Source organism: Lentzea albida, from assembly GCF_900111005.1.
In the GTDB taxonomy this organism is placed as follows: Bacteria; Actinomycetota; Actinomycetes; order Mycobacteriales; family Pseudonocardiaceae; genus Lentzea; species Lentzea albida.
The window spans coordinates 141,367-166,105 of the sequence record NZ_FOFV01000021.1 but is presented as its reverse complement, the minus strand read 5'-3'; the positions used below and the strand labels follow the sequence as shown (position 1 = coordinate 166,105).

The window sequence follows — 24,739 nt, the reverse complement described above, 5'->3', positions numbered from 1 at the left end:
AGACTGCACACCTGGGCTTCGAGGTCGGCGGGTGTGCGGTGCGGGGTGGTGAGCGGACGACTGGAGCGGTCGGCCAGGCCGGCCTCGCCTTCGCAGCGCCAGCGACGTATCCACTTGTGGGCCGTTGCCCGGGAGATGCCCATCTCGGCGGCCACGTGGGCGACCGGCCGACCTGTCAGGACGCGAGTGATCAGAAGCCGCCTGCCATGAACGGTCAGGCGGGCGTTACGGTGGGACACGAAGGCCTCCGTGCGGTGCAGATTCGACACCTACACCACACACGGAGGCCTTCCCCATGATCAAGGCCCGTCAACAACGCTCGTGGTCAATACACCTAGGCGTCGTCGGTTCGCACCGTCTGGATGTGCACGGTCCTGGCGCCCTCGTGGGCGTCGCGGCCGTGCCAGCAGCGGTAGTTGTCGAGGACCAGCAGATCGCCCTCGGTCAGCCGGAGCCTCGGCAGGTCCCGCTGCACCCGCTCGACCTCCGCGTCGAAGCGGGACAGCATCGCGGTGACGTGCTCGGTGCGGGGATCGCGGTGCAGGGCCGCGACCCCGTCCGTGCGGCGGGTGATCCGCCTGCCGGTGCGCGTGAACTCGATGTGGCGGCCTACCCGCGGTGTCGCGGGTAGGCCGCGCGTCTGCGCCCAGCGGCCGTACAGGTCGACGTCCGCGCCCCTGAGGAAGTCCCGCAGCTCCGCGTCCAGCGAGTCGGTGAACTCGTGCGCGTCGAGCACGAACGACTCACCTCCCCGCGGGGCCTGCGAAGCCAGCAGCACCAGGACGTGGTCCTCGTCGGGGTGCCTGCGCCGCACGGCCTTCCCGCCGACGTCCACGACGACGTCGAAGCTGTCCGCGTGCAGGCCGACGACCCCGCCGTCGACGGAACGCCTGGTGCGGTGGGGGAACAGCTCCCGCAACGCCGTGCCGAACAGCAGGGACGCGGCGACCGGCAGCGAGTCCGCCGAGTTCGGCAGGCCGGTGAGGACCACGGCCCCGATCTCGGACAGGGCGGTGCGCGCGGCGGGGTCCAGGGCCGGTAGGCGGGGAACGATCACCGGCGCGGCCCGAAGTCGCGGGACGACGGCACGAGCGCGGCCAGGGCCGGTGCGGCGAAGCAGATCACCGCGCACGCGGCCAGCACGGCGGGCGCGCCGAAGGACGAGATCGCCGGGGCGATGAGCGCGAGGCCCACGGGCGCCAGGCCGTACGACATCAGGAAGTCCAAAGAGGACACGCGGGCCAGCTTGGACGGCTCGACCTCGCGCTGGGTCGCGGTGAACCACGGCACGTTGAACAGCTCGATGCCCAGTCCGGCGACGGCGTAGGCCGCGACCACGACGACCGGGTGCACCGGCAGCAGGAGGCTGAGCGGCGCGAACCCGTACAGCGCCAAACCGGCCAGCGCGGTCCAGCCCGCGTACCTCGGCCGCCAGCGTGCGATCAGCAGGGCACCGGCCAGCGCACCGAGCGTGTAGGCGGTGAGCGCTCCCGCCAGCACGGCCTCGGTGTCGTAGCGGTCGCGGCTGACCAGGGGGAGCACCACGCCGGTCGCCGAGTAGCCGGTGGCGATCACCGCGGTCAGCGCGCCGAGCCCGGCCAGGAACCACGGGTGCCTGCGGGCCTCCCGGACGCCCTCCCAGAAGTCCGCGACGAAACCGTTGCCGCCGCCGGGACTCGTGAGTCCGGTACCGGCGGGCGGCACCAGTGCGGCGACCAGCCACAGCGCGCCGATGCCGAGCAGCAGCGCCTCCGTGTTCACCACCAGCGCGAGCAACGCGGTCAGGCCCGGCGCCACCAGCGTCGTCACCCGCACCGACAACGTCATGGCGGCGTTGGCCTGCTGGCGCTGGTCGCCCTCCACCACCTCGGCCGTCAGCGCCTGGAACGCCGGCCGGCACGCACCCTGGCCCGCTCCCATCGCCGCCGCCGCGATCGCCGCGACCACCAGCGAGTCGCCCACGAACGCCGCGAGCACGGGTGCGGCGACGGCGGAGGTGAGGCCCGACCACAGGACCACCTGGCGGCGGGCGTAGCGGTCGGCCAGGACACCGCTGACCGGTACGGCGGCGAGGAAGCCCGCGGTGCGCGCGGCCAGCAGAACACCCAGCTCCACGGCGGTGATCGACCGCGAGAGCACCGCGAGGCCCAGCACGAACGGCAGCGCCCAGGTCGCGATGCCGGACGCCGTGGTGGCGGTCCAGAGACGGAGGAATGAAGTGCTGCGCAGCACCGAGGAGCTGCGGGGTGCTGTGTCGTGGACCACGCGATCGACCTTCCGGCAGGGTTGCATTGAAAATGATTGTCGTTACAGTAGCGCAAGCCGTTCGAGTGAATCTCTGGAGGATCTGATGTCTCACCCCGGCCGGATCGGCCTGGCGTTGGTCGCGGTGCTCGCCGCGGGCTGTGCCGCACCGGGAGGCGCCGAAGCGCCGGCGGCCCAGTCGGTGGTGGTGGACAGCTGCGGCAAGCAGCTCACGTTCACCGGCACGCCGCAGCGGGTGGTGACGCTCGACCAGAACTCCACGGAGACGTTGCTGGCGCTGGGTTTGCAGGACCGCATGGCTGGCACCGCGAACGTCAAGACCAAGGTCGCGCCGAAGTACGCCGAGGCCTACGCGAAGATCCCCGTGCTGTCGCCCAAGGTCCTCACCTCGGAGCCGTTGAGAGCCGCCAACCCCGACGTCGTCGTGGCGTCGTTCCAGGAGCTCTTCACCCCCGACCGCGCCGGCACCCGCGACGAGCTGGAATCCCTGGGCGTGCCCACCTTCGTGAGCGCCGTGAACTGCTCCGACGGCACGACCGCGCCGTTCGAGCGGCTGTTCCGCGACTACGAGAACTTCGGCAGGATCTTCGGCATCCAGGACAAGGCGAACCAGCTCGCCGCCGAGCAGCGCGCCGCGGTCGCCGAGGTGCAGGCCGTGAAGCGGGAGCCCGTCAAGGTCGTCTGGGTCTACTCCGTCTTCAAGGGCGTCCCGTACGTGGCGGGCCGTGACGGCATGCCCAGCCAGATGAGCAAGATCGCCGGTGCGGTGAACGTCTTCGACGACCTGGACCAGGAGTGGCCGGAGGCGTCCTGGGAGGAGGTCGCGCGCCGCGACCCCGACGTGATCGTGATCGGCGACCTGTCCGAGCGCGGCAACCCCGGCGACAAGGCCAGCGAGAAGCTCGCGATGATGAAGGAGCACCCGGCCGTCTCGCAGCTCAGGGCGGTGCGCGAGAACAGGGTGATCGAGCTGCCCGGCATCGAGATGGACCCGTCCGTGCGCACGGTCGACGCCCTGAAGGCGTTCGGCGCCGGTCTCGACGAGATCGCCGGCCGTGGCTGACGCGGCCGTCCTCGACCCCGTCGTCCAGAAGAGCCCGAAACCCGTTCAGCGCAGGAAGAACACGCTCGTCGTCGCCCTGAGCCTCGTCGTGCTCGTGGTGTCGATGGCGCTCGCCGTCCGCATCGGTGTGGGAGCGGGCTGGGCGGAGATCGGCCGTGCCGCGGGCGGACGCCTCGGACTGCCGGTGGTCCCGTTGCCGCGCCTGCTGGACTCGCTGATCTGGGACCTGAGGCTGCCCAGGGTGCTGCTCGCGGCACTCGTCGGCGGCGCGCTCGCGGTGTGCGGCGCGGTGCTGCAGAGCGTCACGCGCAACTCGCTGGCCGACCCGTACCTGCTCGGGGTGTCGTCCGGTGCCTCGACCGGCGCGGTGGTCGTGGTGGTGCTCGGGTTCGCCGGATCGCAGCTCGGCATCACCGGCGGTGCGCTGATCGGCGCGCTGGTGGCGTTCGGGTTGCTGATGGTGTTGTTGCGGCGCACCGGTTTGGACTCCTCGCGGATCGTGTTGACCGGCGTGGTCGTGGGGCAGCTGTTCGCGGCGCTGACGTCGTTGATCCTGCTGTCGTCCGGTGACGCGGACAGCATCCGTGCCGTCACCAACTGGCTGCTGGGGTCGCTGGCCTCGGCCCGGTGGACGTCCGTGGTGGTGTGCGCGGTGGTGCTGGCCGCCGGGCTGCTCGTGGTGTGGCTGTGCTCGGCCGCGCTGGACGGGTTCGCGTTCGGCACCGACACCGCGTCCTCGCTCGGCGTCGACGTTCGCACGACCCGCGCTGTGCTGCTGGTGACGACGTCGGTGCTGACCGCCGTGGCCGTCGCCGCCGTGGGCGCGGTCGGGTTCGTCGGACTGATCATCCCGCACGGTGTGCGGTTCCTCGTGGGTCCGTTGCACCGCAAGCTGTTGCCGATGTCGGCCGTGGTCGGCGCGGTGTTCCTGGTCTGGACGGACGCGCTGACCCGCGTGGTCTTCGCGCCGCTCGAGGTGCCGGTGGGCGTGTTCACCGCGCTGATCGGCGTGCCGCTCTTCCTGCTGGTCCTGCGCAAGCGGGGTGAGCTGTGAGGATCGACGTCGAGGACCTGAGCTGGGGCGTGCCCGGCAAGACGATCGTGCGGAACGTGTCGCTGGCGGTGGAGCCGGGGCAGACCGTCGGGCTGATCGGCCCGAACGGCTCCGGCAAGTCGTCGCTGCTGCGCTGCGTCGCCGGTTTGCGCACCCCGACCGGCGGGCGCGTGCTCTACGACGGCGCCGGGATCGGGTCGTGGTCCGCCCGCGACCGGGCGCGCAAGCTCGCGTTCGTCGAGCAGACCGCCGACACCGAGAGCGACCTGCGGGTGGCCGAGGTGGTCATGCTCGGCCGCACGCCACACCGGTCGCGGTGGCGCGGCCCGGACGCCGCCGACCACGAGATCGTCGCCGCCGCGTTGCGGAGGCTCGACCTCACGGCGCTGGCGGACCGGCCGTGGAAGCAGCTGTCGGGCGGTGAACGCCAGCGCACCCACCTGGCGCGGGCGCTCGCGCAACGCACGGCCGGCCTGCTGCTGGACGAGCCGACGAACCACCTGGACGTGCGCCACCAGCTCGAACTGATGGAACTCGCCGGCAGCACGCCGCAGACCGTCGTGGTGGCGCTGCACGACCTCGCGCTGGCCGCCCGGTACTGCGACCGGCTGGTCCTGATGCACCGCGGTGAGGTCGTCGCCGACGGCCGGGCCGTGGACGTGCTGACGGCGCCGTTGCTGCGCGAGGTGTTCGACGTGGAAGCCGAGATCGGCCGCGACGACCTGGGCCACCTGGCCGTCGGGTACCGCGAGCCGGTCCGCCGATGAACCGATCTGCCGAGTCGAGGGGGAGTCATGTCCACTGTGGATGATCTGATAGCGGAAGTGCTGGAGGGGCGGCACGGTCCCGATCCGCGGGAGATACCGGCCACCAGCGTGTTCTGGGTCCACCACGGCACGCGGCTGGCGGGTGGCGACACCACCTACCGCAACCAGTACGTGCTGGCGCGCATCGGAAGCGCGTTCGGCGCCTGTGCGTTCGCGGAAGGCGACGCCGACCCGGCGGTGTGCGCGAACTACTCCGGCGCTCCCGTCGCGTCACTGCTCACCGAGGCCCCGGCGCCGGTGCGCGTGGCGGCACTGGACGCCTACCTCGGCAGCGTCCGTCCACATCGGACCTCGGACGCCGAGCGGGTCGTGCTCCCGGCCGGCACGCCGGAGGAACGGGCACGCGCCCGCGACGCCGCGGTGGCCGGCCTGCTCGACGTCGAGCCGGGCGCCAAGGTCGCGTTGATCGGCGTGGTGAACCCGCTGGTGGCGGCGATCCGTGAACGCGGGGCCGAGTGCCTGCCGTGTGACCTCTCGTTGCGCACGACCCAGTGGGGCGACCCGGTGACCCCGGACATGCGGGACGTCCTCGGCGTCGCGGACGCCGTCGTGGCGACGGGCATGACGATCGGCAACGGCACGTTCGACGAGATCCTGCGGGTGTGCCGCTCGCGCGAGATCCCGCTGATCGTCTACGCCCAGACCGCGAGCGCCGTCGCCCGCCACTTCCTCGGTTCCGGCGTCACCGCCGTGTCCGCGGAACCGTTCCCTTTCTCGCAGTTCAGCGCCGACGAGACAGCGCTGTACCGCTACCGAGCCTGAGAGAAGACGTGGACCACCACATCGCTGACGCGCTCAGCCGCCCCGCCCTGGTACGCCTCGACTCCCGAACCCTCTGCCTGCGCTTCGAGACCATGAAGGTCGCCTCGGCCCTCGAAGCCGTCCGCCACCTCCTCGAACGCGGCGCCATCGCCGCCGGCGACACGCTGGTCGACAGCTCCAGCGGCATCTACGCGCACGCCCTCGCCCTGGCCTGCCACCGCTACGGCCTGCACTGCCACATCGTCGCCTCCACGACCGTGGACAAGACGTTGCACACCCAGCTCGAGATCCTCGGCGCGACGGTGGAACCCATGCCGCCGTCCGCGAGCCTCAAGCTGGACCAGAGCAGGCGCGTCGCACGGGTGCGGGAGATCCTGCGCGACCACCCGCGCCACCACTGGATGCGCCAGTACCACGACGACGTCCACTACCGCGGCTACCGGCCGATCGCGGACCTCATCCGCGAGCACGCCGACTGCTCCCGGTTGTCCGTGGTCGGCGGCGTGGGCACCGGCGCGTCCACGGGCGCGCTGGCGACGTTCCTGCGCGAGACGTCACCCTCCGTCGAACTCGTGGGCGTGCAGCCGTTCGACAGCGTCACGTTCGGCAGCGAGCACGTGCACGACCCGGAGATCATCATCGCCGGCATCGGCAGCTCGATCCCGTTCGGCAACGTCGACCACACGCTCTACGACACCGTGCACTGGTTCGGCTTCGACGCGGCCCTGTCCGGCAGCGTGGCCCTGCTGCGCGAGCACGCGATCTTCGCGGGCCTGTCGGCGGGCGCCGCGTACCTGGCGGCGAGGTGGGAGCAGCGCCTCGACCCGGACCGGCACGTGGTGGTGCTGGCCCCGGACACCGGCCACCGCTACGTCGACGCGGCGTACTCCCGCCACGCCACGGCGCCGGCACCGGAAGACCTGAGCCCGCGCCAGATCAGCGCGCTGGGCGACATGGACCTGCCGTGGTCGCGGATGCACTGGAACCGCGCGGAGGCACCACCGAACGCGGTGGTCAGCCGCGCGATCCCGGTCGCTTCCTGAAGGCCGCCGCCAGAGCGGCCGCCGCGCGCTGACGCAGGGTCCGTTGTGAGGCCGGGCCCTCGCTGAGCGCGCGGGCCAGGTCGGGGTCGGTGACACGGAGGCGGCCCTCGATGTCGATGAGCCGCTGGTGTTCCTCTCGACTGAGCATCGGCGCTCCAGAGTCGGTCCGGCAGTGGCACGAGGTCTGTACCCAGGGGTTTCGGGGTTCAAACGTGGCACTGCCGGACCGGGTCCGGCTCTGGCCGCGGTGGAGCGGGCGGGGGCGGTGGAGCGGCTCGCGCGGTCCCGCGTCAGAGCGGCCTGGGCTCCGGTGGCAGCGGGTCGGGGTCCGGACCGGGCGGGCGCAGCGGGTCCGGGTCGGGGCCAGGCGGCTGGGGCTGGTCGGGTCCTGTGGGGCGCGGCTGGTCCGGTCCCGGAGTGGTCGGCACGGGCTCCGCCGGCGGTACTGGTTGGCTCATGGTCCCGGGGTACCCGCCGGTCAAACCCTCCCGCCACGTTTCCGGCGCGCATTCTCGGCCGCCGCGAATTAAGTCCGTTCCCGCTAATACGTCGAGCGCCGTACCCGACAATCCGTCCAGATCCTGTTTGGGTCCGGCAGAACGGGGGCGTGATGCGGGGGAGAGCGGCGGCACAGGGGTGGTTCGACGGTTCGGAGCAGACGAGGGGACTCAGGTTCAGCGGTGCGGTCGAGCTGCTCCGGCTACTCGACCACCTGACCACCCGGCCGCGCTGGCCCGCGCGCGACGTGCCGCTGCCGATCGTGCGGTTGCGCAGGCCACCGGGCACGGAACGGCCGCTGGACGCGCTGGTGAACCGGCCTGCCAACGCACGGGGGCGCCGGGTCCCGTACGCGCTCGCCGACGGCGAGGCTCCGTCGCGGCGCAAGCTGCTCGACGACGTGGTGGGGCAGCTCGCGAGTGAGGTGCGAGGCGTGCCGGTGCTGCGGTTCCCGCGGTTCGCGCTCGTCGAGTGGCTGCTCGACCTGACGTTGCCCGAGGACGTCAAGCCGGAGAACGAGGAACGCGAGATCGCCCGCGAGTTCCGCGCGCACCTCAAGGGCCGTTCGCGGGTGACCCGGGACGGTGTGCAGGACCTCGCGCAGGACTTCCCCTGGTGGATCAGGCTGGCCATCGGGCTCGTGCCGCGGATCGGTCTCGCGCTGATGGCCCTGCTGTGGCGCCCGGCCACGTGGGTGGGCGAGCAGCGGCTGGGCGGGCGGTCGCGCGGCGGGTTCTACCGGCTCGCCCGGGCCGTCGTGAAGGAACGCCTGGCGGTGCGGCACCAGGACGAGGTCGACGCCCTGCTCGTCCGTGCGTTGCTGGAGGACCTGCGGCGCTCGCACCGGCGCTGGACGCTGTGGGGGACCGGCCGGCGGCGCACGGGGTGCCCGTGGCTGCTGCTGGACGACCACGGCGCGGACAGCGCGGGGCGGTGGCTGACCGGTGCGATCGGCGACGCCCGCAACGCGGTCCGGAGTGGACGGTCGTGGCGCGGCAACCCGTTGAACCGACCGGATCCGCTGCTCGTGGTCGTCGCCGTGGAGTCCGGCGGACCGCCCGGGACGCACGCGGCGGACGCGCTGGCGGAGTACGGCGACTGGCTCGGCCAGCTGTCGTCGAGCTCGCGGACATGGGTGCTGGAACTCGACACCGATCCGTCGGAACCCGCGCGCGGGATCACCGGCGCGCTGTCGGAGTTCCCGCCCTTGCGCCTGCGCCGGGCCGCGGCGGCGCCGCTCGTGCTCCTGCTGCTGGCCGGGTCGCTGGTCGCCGTGCCGTTCCTCAACCACGCCAGGTGCGACGAGTGGTGGTCGCCGTCCCCGCGCTCTCCGCTGGAACGCGTCGGCGACGAGTGCATCGGGGTGTCGGCGGACCCGTTGCGGCACTTCGTCCCCGACTCGGTGCCCGCCGACATCCGGCCCGCCCTGGAGGACGCCTACAGCAGGATCGTGGCGGAGAACCGCCGGGCGGCGCTGCGGCCGGACGCGATCACCGTCGTGTTCCTCAGCGTGCTGACCCCGAGCACCGCCAACAGCTTCCACGCCCTGGTCGAGGAGCTGCGCGGCGTGTGGGTGGCGCAGAAGAACAGCGACGTGCCGATGAAGGTGCTGCTGGCCAACGGCGGCGAGGGACCCGGTGGGCGCGGGCTCGCCTCCGGTGACGTGGCCGCGGACAAGATCGTCGAACTGGCGGCCCGCGACCGCAGCGTCGTCGCGGTGACCGGGCTGTCGATCAGCACGGACACCGCCAAGTCCGTGGTGAAACGGCTGGGCAGCAACGCCTTGCCCGTCATCGGCACGCTGACCTCGGCCGACGACATGGCGACGATCAACGAGTACTACTACCAGATCGGGCCCAACAACCTGCGCGAGTCGAAGGTCGCCGCCTACTACGCGCAGAGCCGCCTGAACGTCACGGACGTGGCGATCTTCTTCTCCGGTGACCCCGGCGACCGCTACAGCCAGAACCTCGCCGAGGACGCCCGGCTCTCGTTCGCCGAGCGCGGGATCGCGGTCAGCCAGTACAGGTCGTACCGGGTCGCGAACGACGACGAGGGCCTCGCGCCCGCGAGCCTCGGGCAGGGCGCGTGCCCGGCGCAGGCCAAGCCCGGTTACGCGGTCTTCTACGCCGGCCGGGCCCAGTACCTGGCGGAGTTCCTGCGCGGCATGAACAGCAGGTGCCAGGGCACCACACCGCCGGTGCTCGCGAGCGACTCGTCCACGCGGTTCATCCTCGAGGGCACGATGGCCCAGTTCCCCAACGTGCGCCTGGACTACCTGTCGTTCGCGAGCCCCGCCGCGTGGGCCGACTGCGCGAAGGTGCCGTTCTACAAGAACTACCTCGACGTGTTCCGCAGGACCTGCCAGACGCTGGGGGACGGTCGTTCGGCCGCCGCCTACGACGCGATGCAGGTGCTGGCCGAAGGGGTGCGGCAGGTGCGGCGGACCGACCCCGGCGCGCGCGTGCGGGAGGGGCTGCTGGCCGGGATCGGCAGCATCCGGCCGGACAACGCCATCCAGGGCGCCACCGGCAGGATCGGGTTCGGGGCGAGCACGCGGCTGCCGGCGGACAAGGCCGTGCTCGTGTTGCAGGGCAACACGGACACGACCTCGACGCCCAGGTTGTTGTGCGGCGAGCTGCCGTTCGGCGAGGAGCTGGCGCAGGGGCTGGCCCCGGACGCCGGGTGCCCGCGCGATCCGCAGTAGGTCAGCGCTCGGCGCCCAGCACCGGCTTCACGTCGACGATCGGCGTGCCGTCGACGGCCTCCAGGTGCGCGACCCGCAGCTTGAGGCCGTCGACCGCGGTGATCCGCACGTGGTGCAGGCCGATGGGGTTCGGCCGGTCCGGCGACCGGGTGGAGAACACGCCCGTCTCGGGCCTCGCCGGGTCGCTGCGGGGGTGCACCGCCAGCACCGACCTGTCGGCGCGATCGAGCCAGGTGAGGACCAGGACGTCCTGGCCCTCGCGCAGTTCCCTCATCGCCCGCGCGTACTCCGGGGCGAACACGAGCAGGGCCTCCGGGGCGCCCTCGTCGGCCTGCTTGGGCGCGGCGGAGCGGTCGGTGAGAGGCGATTCGACGTGGCCGATCGGCTGCAGCTTCATCAAGTCCCGCAGTAGGTCCGGTAGGTGGCACTGAAGTCCTGCGGCGCAGGAGCCGCGAAGTATTCCAGGCCGGGTCGTTCGCCGAACGGGGAGGTAACCGCTTTCAGAAGTCGCTCGAACGGGCCCATGTCACCGTCGGCCCCCGCGGCCAGCGCCTCCTCTACGAGGTGGTTGCGCGGGACGTAGACGGGATTGACCTTCTCCATCACATCCGCGTCCGGCCCGAGCTCGCGCCACCGCGCGATCCAGGCGTCGATCGCGGCGAGGTCCAGGAACAGGGAACGGGCGGGCTCCGCGTCACCGCGCGCCGCCTTGCCGAGCAGGTGGAAGAACGACGTGAAGTCGACGTGGTTCTCCTGCATCAACGCCAGCAGGTCCTTGAGCAGCGGCTTCACGTCACCCGACACACCGAGCTTCGCCGCCATGCCGCCGATCCACGCCTCCTCGAAGCGGGAGTCGAACGTCCGCAGCGTCGCCAGGGCCAGTCGCACGGCCTCGTCCTGGTCCTCGGCGAACAACGGCAGCAGCGCCTCGGCGAGCCGGGCGAGGTTCCACTCGGCGACGATCGGCTGGTTGCCGTAGGCGTACCGGCCCTGGTGGTCGATGGAGCTGTACTTCGTCGTCGGGTCGTAGGCCTCCATGAACGCGCACGGCCCGTAATCGATCGTCTCGCCGGAGATCGTCATGTTGTCGGTGTTCATCACGCCGTGGATGAAGCCGACGAGCATCCACTGCGCCACGAGCGACGCCTGAGCGGCCACGACGTGCCCGAAGAGCTCCAGCGGGGTGCTGCCCGGGTGATGACGGGCGATCGCGTGGTCGGCGAGGCGGCGCAGCAGGTCCACGTCACCGGTGTTGCGCGCGTACTGGAAGCTGCCGACCCGCAGGTGCGACGCGGCGACCCTGGCCAGCACCGCGCCGGCCAGCGGTTCCTCGCGCTGCACGACGTGCCCGGTGGAGACGACGGCCAGCGCGCGGGTCGTGGGGATGCCGAGCGCGTGCATCGCCTCGCTGACGACGTATTCGCGCAGCATCGGGCCGACCGCGGCGAGCCCGTCGCCCCCGCGGGCGAACGGCGTGCGGCCGGAGCCCTTCAGGTGCAGGTCCCGCAGACGGCCCTCGGCGTCGGTCAGCTCGCCGAGGAGCAACGCGCGGCCGTCGCCCAGCCGGGGGGAGTAGCCGCCGAACTGGTGACCGGCGTACGCCTGGGCGAATCCGGGTGCGGTATTTCCGGTGAGGAAGGGCAGGCCGTCCGCGGCCAGCCAGGCCGGGTCCAGCCCGATTTCCCTCGCCAGGGGCTCGTTGAGGACGAGGAGTTCCGGTTCCTCGACCGGGACGGCCTCCCACGAGACCGCCATCTCGGGGACCGCGGTCGCGAAATCGCTGCTCAGGCTGATGTTCACGCGGTCAACGGTACCCGTTGCTCCCGCGAAGGCGTGTGACCGCGGTCTCAAGTTCGAACCCGTTGAACCGTTCCCAGGGCGTGCACGTGTCAGTGGTGAACAGGTTGATCAGTCCACTCAGGAATGAGAAGAAACCAATGCGTCGCAATCAAGTTGGGCTCGTTGCTGCCCTTTTCACGGTCGGTGCCCTCGCGTTGACGGCCTGCGGCCAGGGTGCCGCCACGTCCGGCTCCGCCGCTCCCTCCCCGGACCAGGCCCAGTCGCAGGACGTGGCGCAGGACGCGTCGGCGAACGAGGTCGAGACCGATGGACTGTCCGGAGTGGACTTGTTGCGCGGCACCGCGAACTCCAACAAGGCGGACCAGAACTCCGGTGACCGCGCCCCGGAGAGCGCGCCCACCGAGGTGAAGCAGAAGTGGGTCGAGCTGCGCGCCGGCAACGCCGGTGGACTCGAACCCGCTGTGGTGAACGGAAAAGGCCTCTCCGTCTACTGGTTCAGCGACGACCCGGTGAACGGCGGTGTGTCCAACTGCAACGGTGACTGCGCCAAGACGTGGCCCGCGATCACGGTGACCAAGGGCACGCGGTTGTTCTTCCCCGGCATCCGCAGGGAGAACATCGGCTTCATCAAGCGGCAGGACGGCCAGCTGCAGGTGACGATCGGCGGTCGCCCGATCTACCTGTTCAGCAAGGACAAGAAGGCCGGTGACATCCTCGGCCAGAACGTCGGCGGCAAGTGGTTCGTGATCAACCCCGAGGGCAAGCGCGCGGTGCCGAAGGCCGAGGCCCCGAACCCGGCGCAGCCGGCCCCCGGCACCAAGCCCGCGAACTCCGTCACCTTCTTCAGCGAGAAGAACCTCAAGGACTTCGGCGACAGCTTCGCGGTCGGCGTCAAGGTCTCCGACAAGTGCGCCGACCTCCGCGGCGGCTTCCAGTCGCTGTCCCCGGACGGCGCCGTGAAGATCTGGTCCGAGCCGGGCTGCAAGGGCAAGTCGGCCGTCGTCAGCGGCCCCGTCAACGACACGTCCGCCGCTCCGATCGGCTTCCCGGCCGGCGTGAAGTCCTACATCCGGGCATGAACCTGATCGGGTGAACGACGAAGGCCGCCGGAGCACCCCAGCTCAGGCGGCCTTTTCGCCTCGCTACGCTGCTGCCCGTGCGCTACTCCGCCATTGCGCTGGCCTTCCTCCTGCTCGGGTGCGGCACCGGGACCTCGTCCCTGCCCACCATCACCCCGGGCGCCCCGTCCGCCACGGGCTCGCCGCTGCCCGACCTGCAGCCCAGGCTGGACGCGATCGGCGTCCTGCTCACGGAGTGCGCCGCCCGCCTGCGCGGCGAACCCGTGGCCCCGGCCGACAACTGCGCGCACGTCATGCCCGACGTGACGGGCGTGATCGACGAGGTCGAGAAGCAGTCCGCGAAGCTGCCGCCGGCCGGTCAGGCGGCGGTCACGGACGTGCGCCGGCAGCTCGCCGAGATCGCGCCCTGCGAGCCGTGGTTCGCGGCGGGCGGGGTGAGCCCGGACGGGCAGCTGGACGCGCGGTGCAAGAAGGCGTGGGACGCGCTCTACAGCGGGTACAGCGCGGTGCGCAACTCGGCTTAGGCGATCACCGTCACGCCACCGGAGTGGCGTCATCGGCCGGTGGGGTGAAGCGGGCGGTCAGCTCGGTGGAGATCTCGTAGAGGCGCACGAGGAACGTGCGTTCGTCGAGCTTCTTGCGACGCAGCCAGCCCGTCACCTCGGCGTTGCACTTGCTGGCGTTGCAGGAACCGCACGCGGGCACGACGTTGGCCAGCGTGTACCGGCCGCCGCGCGAGATCGCCTGCACGCAGTCCTTCTGCAACGAACCGGAAGGCGTTGCGCAGTAGGCACAACCGCCCCACGCGAGCTTGATCGCGTCCCACTGCGCGTCGGTCAGGTCGTTGACGACGCGGGCCATGCGCTTCTTGCGCTTGCGCGCGGCGCGAACCTGTTTGCTACCACCGGTGGGCACGGTCGCTGAGCCTAACGGTCCTCCCCGAACTCGCCGTGCCGACCGGCCCCGCCCGCGAACCGCGCCGCCCCCGCCACCCCTTCGCGGGCCACGATCGGGACGCCCGCCGCCCCCTCGGCCCGCAACGCCTCAGCCACCCCCAGGTCGAGCCCGGCGTACGTCGAAGCCCGGTCCGCCAGCACGCACTCGAACGGGAAACCGGCGATCTGCTCCGCCAGCTCCACGGCCACCGCCAGCGCCCGGCCCGGCTCCACCACCCGGTTCGCCAGCCCGATCGCCAGCGCCTCGTCCGCCGCCACGGGCCGTCCGGTGAGGATCAGGTCGAGCGCCCGCCCGAGCCCCACGACCCGGGGCAGCCGCACGGTCCCACCGTCGATCAACGGCACGCCCCACCGCCGGCAGAACACCCCGAACACCGCGTCGCTCTCCACCACCCGCAGGTCCGCCAGCAGCGCGAGCTCCAGCCCACCGGCGACCGCGTACCCGCTGACGGCGGCGATCAACGGCTTGCTCAGCGCCAGCCGGGTCGGCCCCATCGGCCCGGCACCCCCGCCGGTGGGGTCCAGCGCGTTGCGCCGGGCCGGGTCGCCGACGGAGGTCAGGTCCGCGCCCGCGCAGAACGTCCCGCCCTCGCCCGTGAGCACCGCGACCCGTTGCGCAGGGTCTTCCTCGAACGCCACGAAGGCTTCCAGCAGCTCAGCCGCCATCGGCCCGTCGACCGCGTTGCGCCGGTCCGGGCGGTTCATCCGGATCACCGTCACCACGCCGAGGGTCTCGACAAGCACGTCCACTGTGACCTCCGTGATCACCAGTGGCGTTCGGGCCGCCACTGTCGTCTACTGACACGATGCCAATCGTCTCTCCCGGTTTCACCGGGCGACGCCAGTCACCGGACGTGCAGCTGCCGCCCGGTCAGTACCTGGCAGAGGACTTCCCGGTCCTCACGGCGGGCCCGACGCCGCGCGTGACGACCGACCGGTGGCAGTTCACGATCAACACCGAGGCCGGTCAGCGCTACGACTGGTCGTGGCAGCAGCTGATCGAGCTGCCCGCGGAGAAGATCACGACGGACATCCACTGCGTCACCAAGTGGTCGAAGCTCGGCACGCGCTGGAAGGGCGTCTCGCTGGACGTCCTGCTGGAGGACGTCGAGACCGCGGCCGACTTTGCGCTCGTGCAGTCCTACGGCAGCTACACCACGAACCTGCCGCTCGAGGACCTGGTCGACGGCCAGGCGTGGATCGCGTACCGCTACGACGGCGAGGAGCTCACCCCCGAGCACGGCGGTCCGGCGCGGTTGCTGGTGCCGCACCTGTACTTCTGGAAGTCGGCGAAGTGGGTCCGCGGGATCCAGTTGCTGCTGGAGGACGAACCCGGCTTCTGGGAGAGCGCGGGCTACCACGACTACGGAGACCCATGGCGCGAGCAGCGGTATCAGGGCGACTGACCTGGCGGGTGGCCGAACTGGCCGAGGCCACCGACATCACGTCGAGCGCGCGCAGCCTGGTGTTCGACGTGCCCGGCTGGCCGGGCCACCTGCCCGGCCAGCACGTCGACGTGCGGCTCACCGCCGAGGACGGCTACTCGGTGCAGCGCAGCTACTCGATCTCCTCCGCACCGGACGGGGAGCGGTTCGAGCTGAGCGTGCAGCGGGTCGCCGACGGCGAGGTGTCGCCGTACCTGTGCGACGTCCTCGAACCAGGGCAGCAGGTCGAGCTGCGCGGACCCGTCGGCGGCTGGTTCGTCTGGCGCGCGGCCGATCAGGCGCCGGTGACGCTAGTCGCGGGCGGCTCGGGCATCGCGCCGCTGATGGCGATGATCCGCACGCGCGCCGCCGAGGGCAGCCGCGTGCCGTTCCGGCTGATCTACTCGGTGCGCACGCCCGAGGACGTCTACTACGCCGACGAGCTGCGCCGCCGCGCCCGCGAGGACAACGGGCTCGACGTGCATCTCGTGCACACCCGTGAGGCCCCGGAGGGCGCACCTCCACCGGGACGACTGGGCCTCGCCACCCTCAACACCCACGCGTGGCCAGCCGACTTCGCGCCGAACGTGTTCGTGTGCGGACCGACCGGCTTCGTCGAGACGGTGTCCGACATCCTCGTGGCGCTGGGCCACGACCCCCGCCGCGTCCGCACGGAACGCTTCGGCTGACAGGAGAGCACCGATGAGCCACGTGGACGGCAACGCGCTGGCGGGCGACCTGCGCGAGATCTTCGCGGTCGACCTGACCGCCGCGACCGGGCAGTGCTCGGGCTGCGGGTACAAAGGGTCGGTGGCGAGCCTGCGCGTCTACCAGAACGCCCCGGGGGTCGTCGCGCGCTGCCCGCACTGCGAGGAGGTCGTGCTGCGGCTGGTGCGCGGTCGCGACCGGGCGTGGCTGGACCTGCGCGGCACGGTGAGCCTGGAGATCCCGCTGCCTTGAGGAGAACGATGAACCTGGCCTGCCAGGCGGTGCTGTTCGACATGGACGGCGTGCTGACCGACTCGACCGTCGCCGCCGAACACGCGTGGACGCAGTGGGCGCACGAGTACGACGTCGACCCGGAGCAGGTCCTGCGGGGCCTGCACGGCCGCCGCGCCACGGACACGGTCCGCATGTACGTGCCCGATTCGGTGCACGCCGAGGCGCTGCGCCGGATCAACGCCATCGAGGTCGCCGACGCCGGCTCCACCACCGCGATCCCCGGAGCCCGCGAGCTGGTCGACTCCCTGCCGGGCAACTGGGCCCTGGTCACGTCCGCCCCGCCCGAGCTGCTCACCGTGCGACTGGCCGCGGTGGGGATCCCGTTGCCGGCGGTGGTCATCAACGGCGACGAGGTGACGCGCGGCAAGCCCGACCCCGAGGGCTACCTCCGGGCGGCGGAGAAGCTCGGCGTGCCGATCGGGGAGTGCGTGGTGTTCGAGGACAGCGGCAACGGGGTGGCGGCGGGTCTTGCCGCCGAGGCCGGCACCGTGGTGGGGGTCGGCGAGGGTGCGCTGGAGACGCCTGCGCCGGTTGTCGTGCGGGATCTGCGGTCGGCCCGGTGGACCGGTGGTGGCATCGAGGTGTCCGGGGAGCTCCGCCGGCCTTCCTGAACCGGGGCGTCCTCGAGCGGATCCTGGGCGGCGTTGCGGAGGGGCGCACTTGCCGCACTGTGGACGGTCGTGTCGAGGACGAGAACTGGCGGGCCTCGTCCTCGGTTGACCCCGAACGCCCGCTCCTCCCCAGACCCGTTTGATCCCACCGCTTCTGGACCACCTCCACTTCTCCCGACCCGAGAACGTCATTTCCCGGAAACTTGTCCGGTTTGACATGCCGGATACCTCCGAACGGCCGTAGCCCCGTTGTTGATTCGTGTGCGTTGATGTGGGGGAGCGCACTTACAACGTTGTAAAACGAAGGGGATCTTCGCCGATGAAGAAAACCGCCCCCGTACTCGTCGCGCTGCTGATGGCGTTGGGCATAGCGCCCAGCGCGCCGTCGGCAGTCGCCGCCGAGCCCGTGCACGGCCTGAAGGGCGAGTACTTCAGCATGTCGGCACCGGGCGCGCGGGACTTCGCGAACCTGGGCGGCACCGTGCTCGACGCCGACATCAACCAGGGTGACCTGACCGGTGTCTTCGGCTTCCTGAACGGTCGCACCGAACACACGACCGCGCGGTGGACCGGCCAGATCGCGGTTCCGCAGACCGGCGACTACACGTTCCACGCCATCGGCGACAACGGGTTCCGCCTGCTGATCGACGACAAGTCCGTGATCGACCACTGGGTGCCCGACTGGGACCGCGAGCAGACCAGCGCGCCCGTCACGCTCACCGCCGGCAAGCAGTACGCCTTCAAGCTGGAGATGTTCCAGGACGTCGGCGGCGCCAACATGTTCCTGCGCTGGTCCAGCGCGAACACGCCCAAGCAGCTCGTCCCGAGCTCGGCGTTCACGCCGCCGGCGGACTTCAAGGCCGTGCCGCGCGCGGCGGAGGTCTCCAAGGACGGTCGCACCCTCACCGCGGACTTCGGCGGTCGCATCACCGGTGCGAACGACCTGAAGGACCACCTGCGCGTCGAGGTCGACGCCACCCCGTTCCCGATCTCGTTCATCACCACCAGCCGCAACCGCGCCACGATCGGGCTGGGCGAGCGGGTCCTGAAGGGCCAGCGGGTCCGGATCTACTACGACGGCGCGGGCGCGCTCGCGGTCGACGGCCAGAAGATCGGGAAGACCGCCCGCACGACCGGCAACGTCTCGACCGAACGGCTCCGCACGCCGTGGGGCGAGAAGGTCGACACGCGCAACCCGCTGCCGGAGTACCCGAGGCCGCAGCTGGAACGCGACAAGTGGCTCAACCTGAACGGCCCGTGGGAGTTCGCGGCCGCGAAGGCCGGCGAGCAGCCCGCGTTCGGCAAGAAGCTGCGCGAGAAGGTCATCGTCCCGTACCCGATCGAGTCGCAGCTCTCCGGTCTCGAACGGCACGAGGACCACATGTTCTACCGCAGGACCGTGTCGGTGCCGCACGACTGGAAGATCGGCAACGGCCAGCGGTTGAAGCTCAACTTCGGCGCGGTGGACTACGAGGCCAAGGTCTGGGTGAACGGCAAGCTCGTGGCCGAGCACACCGGCGGCTACACGGCGTTCAGCGCGGACATCACCGACGTGCTCAAGCGCGGTGAGCAGGAGATCGTCGTCGGCGTCACCGACACCACCGGCCCGAACCAGCCCAAGGGCAAGCAGTCGCCCAACCCCAGCGGCATCTTCTACACGCCGTCGTCGGGCATCTGGCAGACGGTGTGGCTGGAGCCGGTGGCGGACAAGGGCATCGACGAGATCAAGACGACCCCGGACCTCGCTTCCAGCTCGCTCACGGTCAACGTCAAGTCCGCCGGGACCGCGAACGTCACCGCGGTCGCCCGCGACGCCAAGGGCAAGCAGGTCGGCACGGTCACCGGACCGGCGAACTCGAACCTCAAGCTGCCGGTGCCGAACGCGCACCTGTGGACGCCGGACGACCCGTACCTCTACAAGCTCGACATCACGCTCGGCAAGGACAAGGTCAAGAGCTACTTCGGCATGCGCTCCACCGGCATCGCGAACGTCGGCGGCACGCCCAAGCTCACGCTCAACGGCCAGCCGATCTTCAACCTGATGCAGCTCGACCAGGGCTTCTACCCCGACGGCCTGAACACGGCGCCGAGCGACGAGGCGCTGGTGTTCGACCTGCAGGCGCAGAAGGACCTCGGCTTCAACGCGGTCCGCAAGCACATCAAGGCCGAACCCGCCCGCTGGTACTACCACGCGGACCGGCTCGGACTGCTGGTGTGGCAGGACTTCGTGGCCCTCGAAGACGGCAACAACCCGCTCTCGCAGGAGCGGTTCGTCAAGGAGGGCAAGGAGCTGATGCACCAGCTCCAGAACTACCCGTCCATCTACGCCTGGATCGTGTTCAACGAGGGCTGGGGCGAGTGGGACCGCACCGTGACCGGTCAGATCACCGACGAGGTCAAGGCGCTCGACCCGACGCGGGTCGTCAGCGCGCACAGCGGTGTGAACTGCTGCGCCTCCAAGGGTGACAGCGGCAAGGGCGACGTCATCGACCACCACGACTACAACAACACCGACCCGGCCCGTCCGGACGGCAAGCGCGTCGTGATGGACGGCGAGCACGGCGGCTTCACGCTGCGCACGCCGGGCCACCAGTGGCCGGGTGCGCCGATCGCGATCTACAGCGGTGTGGCGGACAAGGCGGCGCTGACGGCGAAGTACGTCGACAACACCCGCACGTTCTACCTCGGCCAGGCCCGCGCGGAGATGTCCGCGTCGGTCTACACGCAGGTCACCGACCTGGAAGGCGAGCTGAACGGGCTCTGGACCTACGACCGCAAGCGCATCAAGGTCGATCCGGGTCCCGTCCGCGAGATCAACCGGCGCGTGATCGAGGCCGGGGCGAACGCGGGCAAGCCGTACCCGTACGCGGGCAGCGGCGAGTGGAAGCTCGACGAGACCAAGGGCGCCACGGCGAAGGACTCGACGGGCAAGAACCCGCTGACGCTCAGCCCGACCGGGGCCACCTGGAAGGACGGGGCGCTCGAGTTCCGCAACGGCTCGGCGGAGACCTACGGTCCGGTCGTCGACACGACCAAGGACTACTCCGTGTCCGCGAAGGTGCGCCTGGACGAACTGCCCGGCAACTACGCCACGGCGGTGAGCCAGGACGGCCGCCAGGCGGAGAACCCGTTCTACCTGCAGTACGGCCAGGGCGCGTTCGCGTTCAGCACGCCGGGCGGCAACCGCGCCCGGTTCGAGATCACCCCGGAGATCGGCCGCTGGTACGAGATCAAGGGTGAGCGCAAGGGCGGCGAGATCCGCCTTTACGTCGACGGGGCGCTGGTCGCCACGGCGGCGGCCGGACCGGCCATCGAGAGCACCGGTGCTCTCGCGGTCGGACGTGCCAAGTACAACGGCCAGAACGTCGACTTCTGGCGGGGTGCCGTGAAGGACGTGCGCGTCACCTCCTGATCACGGGAGAACGCTCTCCGGCGTGGTACAACCGTGGCATGAGCAAGGTTGCGCCCACGCTGGAGGACGTCGCGCGAGTCGCGGGAGTGTCTCGCGCGACGGTCTCCCGTGTCGTGAACGGCACGCGGAACGTCGATCCCGACATCCAGGAGACGGTGCGCAACGCGATCGAGCAGACCGGGTACTCGCCCAACCGGGCGGCCCGGTCTCTCGTCACCCGCCGCACCGGCACGGTCGCCCTGGTGATCTCGGGCGCCGGCGGGGGATCGGACGTCTTCACCGACCCGTTCTTCGGGCGCGTCACGGCGGGCGTGGTCGACCACCTGCGCGGCCACAGCGTCCACCCCGTGCTCATGCTCGCCGACTCCGACCCGGCGCGGACCGAGGTCGTCGACTTCCTCAGACAGGGCAGCGCCGACGGCGCGCTGCTGGTCTCCACCCACCCCGACGACCCGCTGCCCGCCAGGCTGGTGGACGCGGGCGTCCCCTCTGTCCTCTACGCGCGGCCCGGCCGGCCGATGCCGATCAGCTACGTCGACATGGACCACCGCGCGGGCGGCAGGATGGCGGCCGACCACCTCGTGGCCTCGGGCCGCTACAACATCACCACGATCTCCGGCCCGATGGACGTCCTCGCGAGCCAGGACAGGCACGCCGGTTTCCGCGACGCCATGGCCCGCCACGGTTTCCCGTACGTGCCGACCGCGGAGGGCGGCTTCACCGCGGAGAGCGGCGCGGCCGCGATGCACCGGCTGCTCACCGAGTGCCCCGACCTCGACGCCGTGTTCGCCGCCAACGACCTGATGGCGCAGGCGGCCGTGGACGTGTTGCTGGAACACGGACTGCGCGTCCCCGACGCCGTGGCCGTGGTCGGGTTCGACGACAGCGCACCCGCCCTGGCCTGCCGCCCGCAGCTCACCACGATCCGGCAGCCCGTCGAGAAGATGGCCGCGCAGATGGCCGACCTGCTGCTCTCCGACCTGGAGAAGCCGGGGCAGCGGCCGAGATCGGTCATCTTCGAACCGGAACTCGTCGTCCGGGCCTCCGCCTGATCGACCTGCCGCCACCGTCGTCAACGGCACGGGCAGGTGTGGCGGACCTGGCGAACCAGGTCCGCCACGCCGTGGACTACCCCTGACCCAGCCTGCCGAGCTGCTCCCTGCGGGACGACTCGACGGACGCCGCGAACTCCTTGGTCGCGGCGTCCGTTCCGTTCTCCAGTTCGCTGCGGGCGAGCTTGGCCGTCTGGTCCAGGTGCTCGTGCAGCTTCCCGGCCAGGGCCGACGGATCCGCGCGGATGACCAGCAGATCGGCCTCGGAGACCAGGCCGGGCATCTGGTGACCCGCGTGCAGGTTGGTTTTCGGCAGCCCCGCCCGGTCCCGCAACTGTCGCAGGTGGACCAGCTCGTTCTCGTGCGAGGCCCTCAGTTCCGCGGCGAACCCGGACAGCGCGGGCGGGGCGACCTCCAGCGCGGGCAGCAGCTGCTCGTTCATCGGGATCATCAGCTGGACCCACGCCGTGTCCGTGGCGTTGAAGGGCGAGACCTGCTGCGGCGGCGGGGGAGCGGGCGCGGCGCACGCCGTCAGCAGCACCAGGGCGGAAACACCCCAGGGCACGCGCCGCCCTGGGGTGCATGAGGCGGGGAACCTCACCGCGGCAACCGGTAGTCCGGTCCGAGTGCGGCGCCCCGGTGGGGCTTGTACAGGTCGTACCCGCGCGGGTCGCACTGCAGCCCGCCGTTGATGCAGTGCCGGACGAGCGCGGCCTGGGTGGGTGCGTCCCAGGCGTTCATGAAGTCGTAGTGCCAGGTGTACCCGCGGCCGCTGGCGAGTCGTACGCGGGACATGTCGCCGGACACCGGGAACGCCATCTTGAACTCGATCATCGGCACCGCCACGGGGTGGCTGGGCGGGCAGACGAGGGTCGCGCGGTCCGGGTAGGCCATGTGCGACTTGTGGTCCGCCGAGTCGAGGTCACGGCCGTTCCAGCAGCTCGGCGCCTGGTACCGGACGTTGAGCTGGCTGCCCGGCACGCAGTACTGGGGGATGTCCCAGTTGTGGAAGCTGTCGCCGCACTCCCAGCCCTCGACCGCGCCCGGAGCCGTGCGGAACTCCTCCTGCGTCGCCGTCGGGCTGCCGACCACGAACCGCATGCCCGGCGGGAACGGCACGACGTCCTGGTACCGCAGGATGCCGGACTTGTAGTAGATGACCTGCGGGAAGTTCGGCGGCACGATCTGGTCGCCGTTGTAGACCGACGGGAACCAGTACGCCGACTTGTCGTCCGGCGTCTTGCAGTTGGTCTCGGCCGCCTTGAGCGAGTCGTTGGTGCTGCGGGCGTTCGTCGACGGGTTGCCGAGGAACGTGTGCATGTGGGACGCGCCCGCGAGCCCCGGGAAGACGATGGGGTCGTCCGGGAGGTGCGTCGTGACCGAGCAGTTGGCCTGGAACTCGTGGTGCGTGACGAGGTCGTCGGCCTGCGCCGACTGCGTCGCCACCACGACCACGGCCGCCACCAGGGCAGCCGTCGATAGCAGTGCGATGAGTTTTCGGGACACCTGTGTCCTCCTGCCGAGTGGGGAAACCGGCTTGGAGAGCGCTCTCCCAATTAGCGTCCCGCCAGTCCGTGCGAGGTGTCAAGCCCGGTTCTTTGACACTTCGGGCGCCGGGTCGTACCGTTCGGCGGCAGGGTTGTGAGAGCGCTCTCCCTCGCGCATCCCGCTGCAACACGTGATCGAGTTCCGGCAAGCGGGTGCATTCCGCCACCGGATGAGGTGAACGACGTTCACGGGAGCCCCGGCCCCTGACTAGCTTCGGCGCCATGACCGTCGACGTGGCGCTGGGACCGGGTTCGAGCACGTGGGAACGCCTGGGCCAGTGGCGTTTCCTGCTGGTGATGCACCGGGCGTTGGTACTGCAGGCCGCACATCCGGCCGTAGGTGCCGCCGTGGCCGAGTTCTCCGTGTACAACGCACGGCCGTGGCGAAGGCTGTTCCGCACGATCGAAAGCCTGCACACCTACGTCTACGGCACCCCGGCCGAACAACGCCGTGAGCTCGCACGGCTGGAACGACTCCACCGCCGCATGCAGGGCAAGGACGGCTACGGCAGGGCGTTCGACGCCGGCGACACCGCGGCCAGGGCCTGGGTGCACCTGACCCTGTTCGAGGCCGTGCTGACCATGCAGAGGCTGGGCGGCGACCCCCTGTCCGCGGAGGAGACCGGTCGCTTCTACGACGAGTGGCGGCGGGTCGGGCACAGGTTCGGCCTCGGGCAGGACGACCTGCCCGCGACACCGGACGAGTTCCGCGGCTACTTCGACCGCGTCGTCGCCGAGGTGCTGGAGGACAACGCGACCGTCAGGGACCTGCTGTCCGGCAGCATCTACCGCATCCCACCGCCGTCCGGCCTGCCCGTTCCGGGCGTGGTGTGGGCCCCGCTGCGCTTCGCGGTGGTCACCGCCGCCGTCCAGGCCACCACCGCCACCCTGCCCGCCGCCTACCGCGAACGCCTGCGGCTCGCCGTGGTCCCGGGCACCGACCTCGTGGTCGGCGGCCTGCACCAGGCCGTCCGGGTGCTCGCCGGCCTGCTGCCGAAACCCTGGCGCTACCTACCGCTCGCCGCCGCGTCGATCAGGGCCGCCGAGACCCCGGCACGGGTGCTGGTCCCCGAGTCGTTCTTCGGCACGGTCCTCGACCAGAGCGGCGACGGCGTGCTGAGGTGGAGCGACTTCCTCGCGATGGCGCGCGAGATCAGCACGCACCTCGACCTCGACGAGAAGGACGAGGACGCCGTCCACGACGCGTTCCACTCCTGGTGGGAGCAGCTCTGCACGGCCACCGGCACACCCGCGGACGGCTCGGTGACGGCCGCCGCGTACGCCGTGGCCCTGGCCGACCGCACCTACCCCGGGCCGGCCGGCCGGGAACGCGGCTACGGCGCTGTCGCCGCGGTGGTGCGGGGCTTGATCGACCGCGACGGCAACGGGGAGGTGCGGCAGGACGAGTACACGCGGCTGCTCGACCACAGTCCGCGGCGCCACGAGCTCATCGCGGCCATGCGGGAGCTCGACCACGACGGGGACGGCACCATTCGGGGGGACGAGTTGGAGTTGGCGCTGCGGGAGTTCCTGGTGGGGGAGCGGGACTTCGAGGCGGCCCGGCACCTGCTGGGGCGGGTGTAGGGGAGCACGGGCGGAGTGGTTGGGTTCGGCCGCCCCACGCCGCAGGCCTGCCT

25 protein-coding genes are annotated in these 24,739 nt (G+C 71.1%); 15 read left to right on the top strand and 10 right to left on the bottom strand.

Annotation, left to right across the window (positions count from 1 at the left end):
* The 3 genes from BMY74_RS37700 to BMY74_RS37690 all read right to left on the bottom strand — a co-directional run.
* The coding region (locus BMY74_RS37700; RefSeq protein ID WP_143091859.1) for a leucine zipper domain-containing protein at positions 1-239 on the bottom strand (239 nt) is incomplete at its 3' end.
* A 95-nt stretch (positions 240-334) separates the two neighbouring features.
* The gene (locus BMY74_RS37695; RefSeq protein ID WP_218159875.1) at positions 335-1,057 is read right to left on the bottom strand and encodes a TauD/TfdA family dioxygenase; all 723 of its coding nucleotides are present in this window, start codon (positions 1,055-1,057) and stop codon (positions 335-337) included.
* Positions 1,054-2,265, bottom strand: a complete 1,212-nt coding sequence (locus BMY74_RS37690) for an MFS transporter (RefSeq protein ID WP_425434891.1) — start codon at positions 2,263-2,265, stop codon at positions 1,054-1,056. Before BMY74_RS37690 ends, BMY74_RS37695 begins: the two co-directional genes overlap by 4 nt.
* An 85-nt stretch (positions 2,266-2,350) precedes the next feature.
* Between BMY74_RS37690 and BMY74_RS37685 the strand changes: the two genes are divergently transcribed.
* Genes BMY74_RS37685 through BMY74_RS37665 form a run of 5 tightly spaced genes read left to right on the top strand, consistent with a single transcriptional unit; the run spans position 2,351 to position 7,014 of the window.
* On the top strand, positions 2,351-3,328 hold the full coding sequence (locus BMY74_RS37685; protein ID WP_089924886.1) for an ABC transporter substrate-binding protein: 978 nt from the start codon (positions 2,351-2,353) through the stop codon (positions 3,326-3,328).
* Positions 3,321-4,382, top strand: a complete 1,062-nt coding sequence (locus tag BMY74_RS37680) for a FecCD family ABC transporter permease (RefSeq protein ID WP_245786585.1) — start codon at positions 3,321-3,323, stop codon at positions 4,380-4,382. Before BMY74_RS37685 ends, BMY74_RS37680 begins: the two co-directional genes overlap by 8 nt.
* Positions 4,379-5,149 carry an ABC transporter ATP-binding protein gene (locus BMY74_RS37675; protein WP_089924883.1) on the top strand — a complete coding sequence of 257 codons (771 nt, stop codon included), beginning with the start codon at positions 4,379-4,381 and terminating at the stop codon, positions 5,147-5,149. Before BMY74_RS37680 ends, BMY74_RS37675 begins: the two co-directional genes overlap by 4 nt.
* A gap of 27 nt (positions 5,150-5,176) precedes the next feature.
* Positions 5,177-5,971 (top strand): Rossmann-like domain-containing protein, encoded by a 795-nt coding sequence (locus BMY74_RS37670; RefSeq protein ID WP_089924880.1) that lies wholly within the window; start codon positions 5,177-5,179, stop codon positions 5,969-5,971.
* An 8-nt stretch (positions 5,972-5,979) separates the two neighbouring features.
* Positions 5,980-7,014 carry a pyridoxal-phosphate dependent enzyme gene (locus tag BMY74_RS37665; RefSeq protein ID WP_089924877.1) on the top strand — a complete coding sequence of 345 codons (1,035 nt, stop codon included), beginning with the start codon at positions 5,980-5,982 and terminating at the stop codon, positions 7,012-7,014.
* Here the strand turns inward: BMY74_RS37665 and BMY74_RS37660 are convergent.
* Complete coding sequence (locus tag BMY74_RS37660; protein WP_089924875.1) at positions 6,986-7,162, bottom strand: DUF3040 domain-containing protein; 177 nt, start codon at positions 7,160-7,162, stop codon at positions 6,986-6,988. The genes BMY74_RS37665 and BMY74_RS37660 overlap by 29 nt on opposite strands.
* Before the next feature lie 459 nt (positions 7,163-7,621).
* On the opposite strand from BMY74_RS37660, the gene BMY74_RS37650 reads away from it, so the two are divergent.
* Positions 7,622-10,219 (top strand): ABC transporter substrate-binding protein, encoded by a 2,598-nt coding sequence (locus BMY74_RS37650; protein ID WP_089924873.1) that lies wholly within the window; start codon positions 7,622-7,624, stop codon positions 10,217-10,219.
* A 1-nt stretch (position 10,220) separates the two neighbouring features.
* Here the strand turns inward: BMY74_RS37650 and tsaA are convergent, their stop codons facing one another.
* The gene (gene tsaA / locus BMY74_RS37645; protein ID WP_089924869.1) at positions 10,221-10,616 is read right to left on the bottom strand and encodes a tRNA (N6-threonylcarbamoyladenosine(37)-N6)-methyltransferase TrmO; all 396 of its coding nucleotides are present in this window, start codon (positions 10,614-10,616) and stop codon (positions 10,221-10,223) included.
* Positions 10,616-12,019 carry a protein adenylyltransferase SelO gene (locus BMY74_RS37640; RefSeq protein ID WP_089924866.1) on the bottom strand — a complete coding sequence of 468 codons (1,404 nt, stop codon included), beginning with the start codon at positions 12,017-12,019 and terminating at the stop codon, positions 10,616-10,618. Before BMY74_RS37640 ends, tsaA begins: the two co-directional genes overlap by 1 nt.
* A gap of 137 nt (positions 12,020-12,156) precedes the next feature.
* Here BMY74_RS37640 and BMY74_RS37635 point away from each other — a divergent pair, with 137 nt between their 5' ends.
* The gene (locus BMY74_RS37635; RefSeq protein WP_089924863.1) at positions 12,157-13,098 is read left to right on the top strand and encodes a hypothetical protein; all 942 of its coding nucleotides are present in this window, start codon (positions 12,157-12,159) and stop codon (positions 13,096-13,098) included.
* 77 nt (positions 13,099-13,175) lie between these two features.
* On the top strand, positions 13,176-13,622 hold the full coding sequence (locus BMY74_RS37630; RefSeq protein WP_089924860.1) for a hypothetical protein: 447 nt from the start codon (positions 13,176-13,178) through the stop codon (positions 13,620-13,622).
* 10 nt (positions 13,623-13,632) lie between these two features.
* On the opposite strand, the gene BMY74_RS37625 is transcribed toward BMY74_RS37630, so the two are convergent.
* Positions 13,633-14,013, bottom strand: coding sequence for an HNH endonuclease (locus BMY74_RS37625; RefSeq protein WP_218159874.1), 381 nt, complete (start codon positions 14,011-14,013; stop codon positions 13,633-13,635).
* Positions 14,014-14,024: 11 nt separating this feature from the next.
* Positions 14,025-14,804 (bottom strand): crotonase/enoyl-CoA hydratase family protein, encoded by a 780-nt coding sequence (locus BMY74_RS37620; protein WP_281245036.1) that lies wholly within the window; start codon positions 14,802-14,804, stop codon positions 14,025-14,027.
* A gap of 56 nt (positions 14,805-14,860) precedes the next feature.
* On the opposite strand from BMY74_RS37620, the gene BMY74_RS37615 reads away from it, so the two are divergent.
* The 6 genes from BMY74_RS37615 (at position 14,861) to BMY74_RS37590 (ending at position 21,555) form a co-directional block, all read left to right on the top strand.
* Positions 14,861-15,460, top strand: coding sequence for a sulfite oxidase-like oxidoreductase (locus BMY74_RS37615; protein ID WP_089924857.1), 600 nt, complete (start codon positions 14,861-14,863; stop codon positions 15,458-15,460).
* Positions 15,430-16,167: a ferredoxin reductase gene (locus tag BMY74_RS37610; RefSeq protein ID WP_089924854.1), complete on the top strand. Its 738-nt coding sequence runs from the start codon at positions 15,430-15,432 to the stop codon at positions 16,165-16,167. Before BMY74_RS37615 ends, BMY74_RS37610 begins: the two co-directional genes overlap by 31 nt.
* Positions 16,168-16,180: 13 nt before the next feature.
* Entirely contained in the window at positions 16,181-16,438 is a 258-nt protein-coding gene (locus BMY74_RS37605; RefSeq protein ID WP_089924851.1) for a DUF6510 family protein, read from the top strand.
* A gap of 8 nt (positions 16,439-16,446) precedes the next feature.
* Positions 16,447-17,091 (top strand): HAD-IA family hydrolase, encoded by a 645-nt coding sequence (locus tag BMY74_RS37600; RefSeq protein ID WP_089924848.1) that lies wholly within the window; start codon positions 16,447-16,449, stop codon positions 17,089-17,091.
* Positions 17,092-17,410: 319 nt separating this feature from the next.
* Entirely contained in the window at positions 17,411-20,503 is a 3,093-nt protein-coding gene (locus tag BMY74_RS37595; protein WP_089924846.1) for a PA14 domain-containing protein, read from the top strand.
* 38 nt (positions 20,504-20,541) lie between these two features.
* Positions 20,542-21,555 (top strand): LacI family DNA-binding transcriptional regulator, encoded by a 1,014-nt coding sequence (locus BMY74_RS37590; RefSeq protein WP_089924842.1) that lies wholly within the window; start codon positions 20,542-20,544, stop codon positions 21,553-21,555.
* 76 nt (positions 21,556-21,631) lie between these two features.
* Here BMY74_RS37590 and BMY74_RS37585 read toward each other — a convergent pair whose 3' ends face one another.
* Together BMY74_RS37585 and BMY74_RS37580 are read right to left on the bottom strand one after the other, a co-directional pair.
* On the bottom strand, positions 21,632-22,120 hold the full coding sequence (locus tag BMY74_RS37585; protein ID WP_089924839.1) for a DUF305 domain-containing protein: 489 nt from the start codon (positions 22,118-22,120) through the stop codon (positions 21,632-21,634).
* 32 nt (positions 22,121-22,152) lie between these two features.
* A complete protein-coding gene (locus BMY74_RS37580) occupies positions 22,153-23,061 on the bottom strand; it encodes a DUF1996 domain-containing protein (protein WP_089924836.1) in 909 nt (302 codons plus the stop codon).
* A gap of 263 nt (positions 23,062-23,324) precedes the next feature.
* On the opposite strand from BMY74_RS37580, the gene BMY74_RS37575 reads away from it, so the two are divergent.
* The gene (locus BMY74_RS37575; protein WP_089924832.1) at positions 23,325-24,686 is read left to right on the top strand and encodes an oxygenase MpaB family protein; all 1,362 of its coding nucleotides are present in this window, start codon (positions 23,325-23,327) and stop codon (positions 24,684-24,686) included.
* The last annotated feature ends 53 nt before the right edge of the window (positions 24,687-24,739 follow it).

Bases quoted from the DNA above. Each gene is read 5' to 3' on its own strand.
- BMY74_RS37635 (WP_089924863.1), top strand. From the start codon at position 12,157: ATGCGTCGCAATCAAGTTGGGCTCGTTGCTGCCCTTTTCACGGTCGGT.
- BMY74_RS37670 (WP_089924880.1), top strand. From the start codon at position 5,177: ATGTCCACTGTGGATGATCTGATAGCGGAAGTGCTGGAGGGGCGGCAC.
- BMY74_RS37685 (WP_089924886.1), top strand. From the start codon at position 2,351: ATGTCTCACCCCGGCCGGATCGGCCTGGCGTTGGTCGCGGTGCTCGCC.
- BMY74_RS37615 (WP_089924857.1), top strand. From the start codon at position 14,861: ATGCCAATCGTCTCTCCCGGTTTCACCGGGCGACGCCAGTCACCGGAC.
- BMY74_RS37590 (WP_089924842.1), top strand. From the start codon at position 20,542: ATGAGCAAGGTTGCGCCCACGCTGGAGGACGTCGCGCGAGTCGCGGGA.
- BMY74_RS37610 (WP_089924854.1), top strand. From the start codon at position 15,430: ATGGCGCGAGCAGCGGTATCAGGGCGACTGACCTGGCGGGTGGCCGAA.
- BMY74_RS37575 (WP_089924832.1), top strand. From the start codon at position 23,325: ATGACCGTCGACGTGGCGCTGGGACCGGGTTCGAGCACGTGGGAACGC.
- BMY74_RS37660 (WP_089924875.1), bottom strand. From the start codon at position 7,162: ATGCTCAGTCGAGAGGAACACCAGCGGCTCATCGACATCGAGGGCCGC.
- BMY74_RS37605 (WP_089924851.1), top strand. From the start codon at position 16,181: ATGAGCCACGTGGACGGCAACGCGCTGGCGGGCGACCTGCGCGAGATC.
- tsaA (WP_089924869.1), bottom strand. From the start codon at position 10,616: ATGAAGCTGCAGCCGATCGGCCACGTCGAATCGCCTCTCACCGACCGC.
- BMY74_RS37600 (WP_089924848.1), top strand. From the start codon at position 16,447: ATGAACCTGGCCTGCCAGGCGGTGCTGTTCGACATGGACGGCGTGCTG.
- BMY74_RS37595 (WP_089924846.1), top strand. From the start codon at position 17,411: ATGAAGAAAACCGCCCCCGTACTCGTCGCGCTGCTGATGGCGTTGGGC.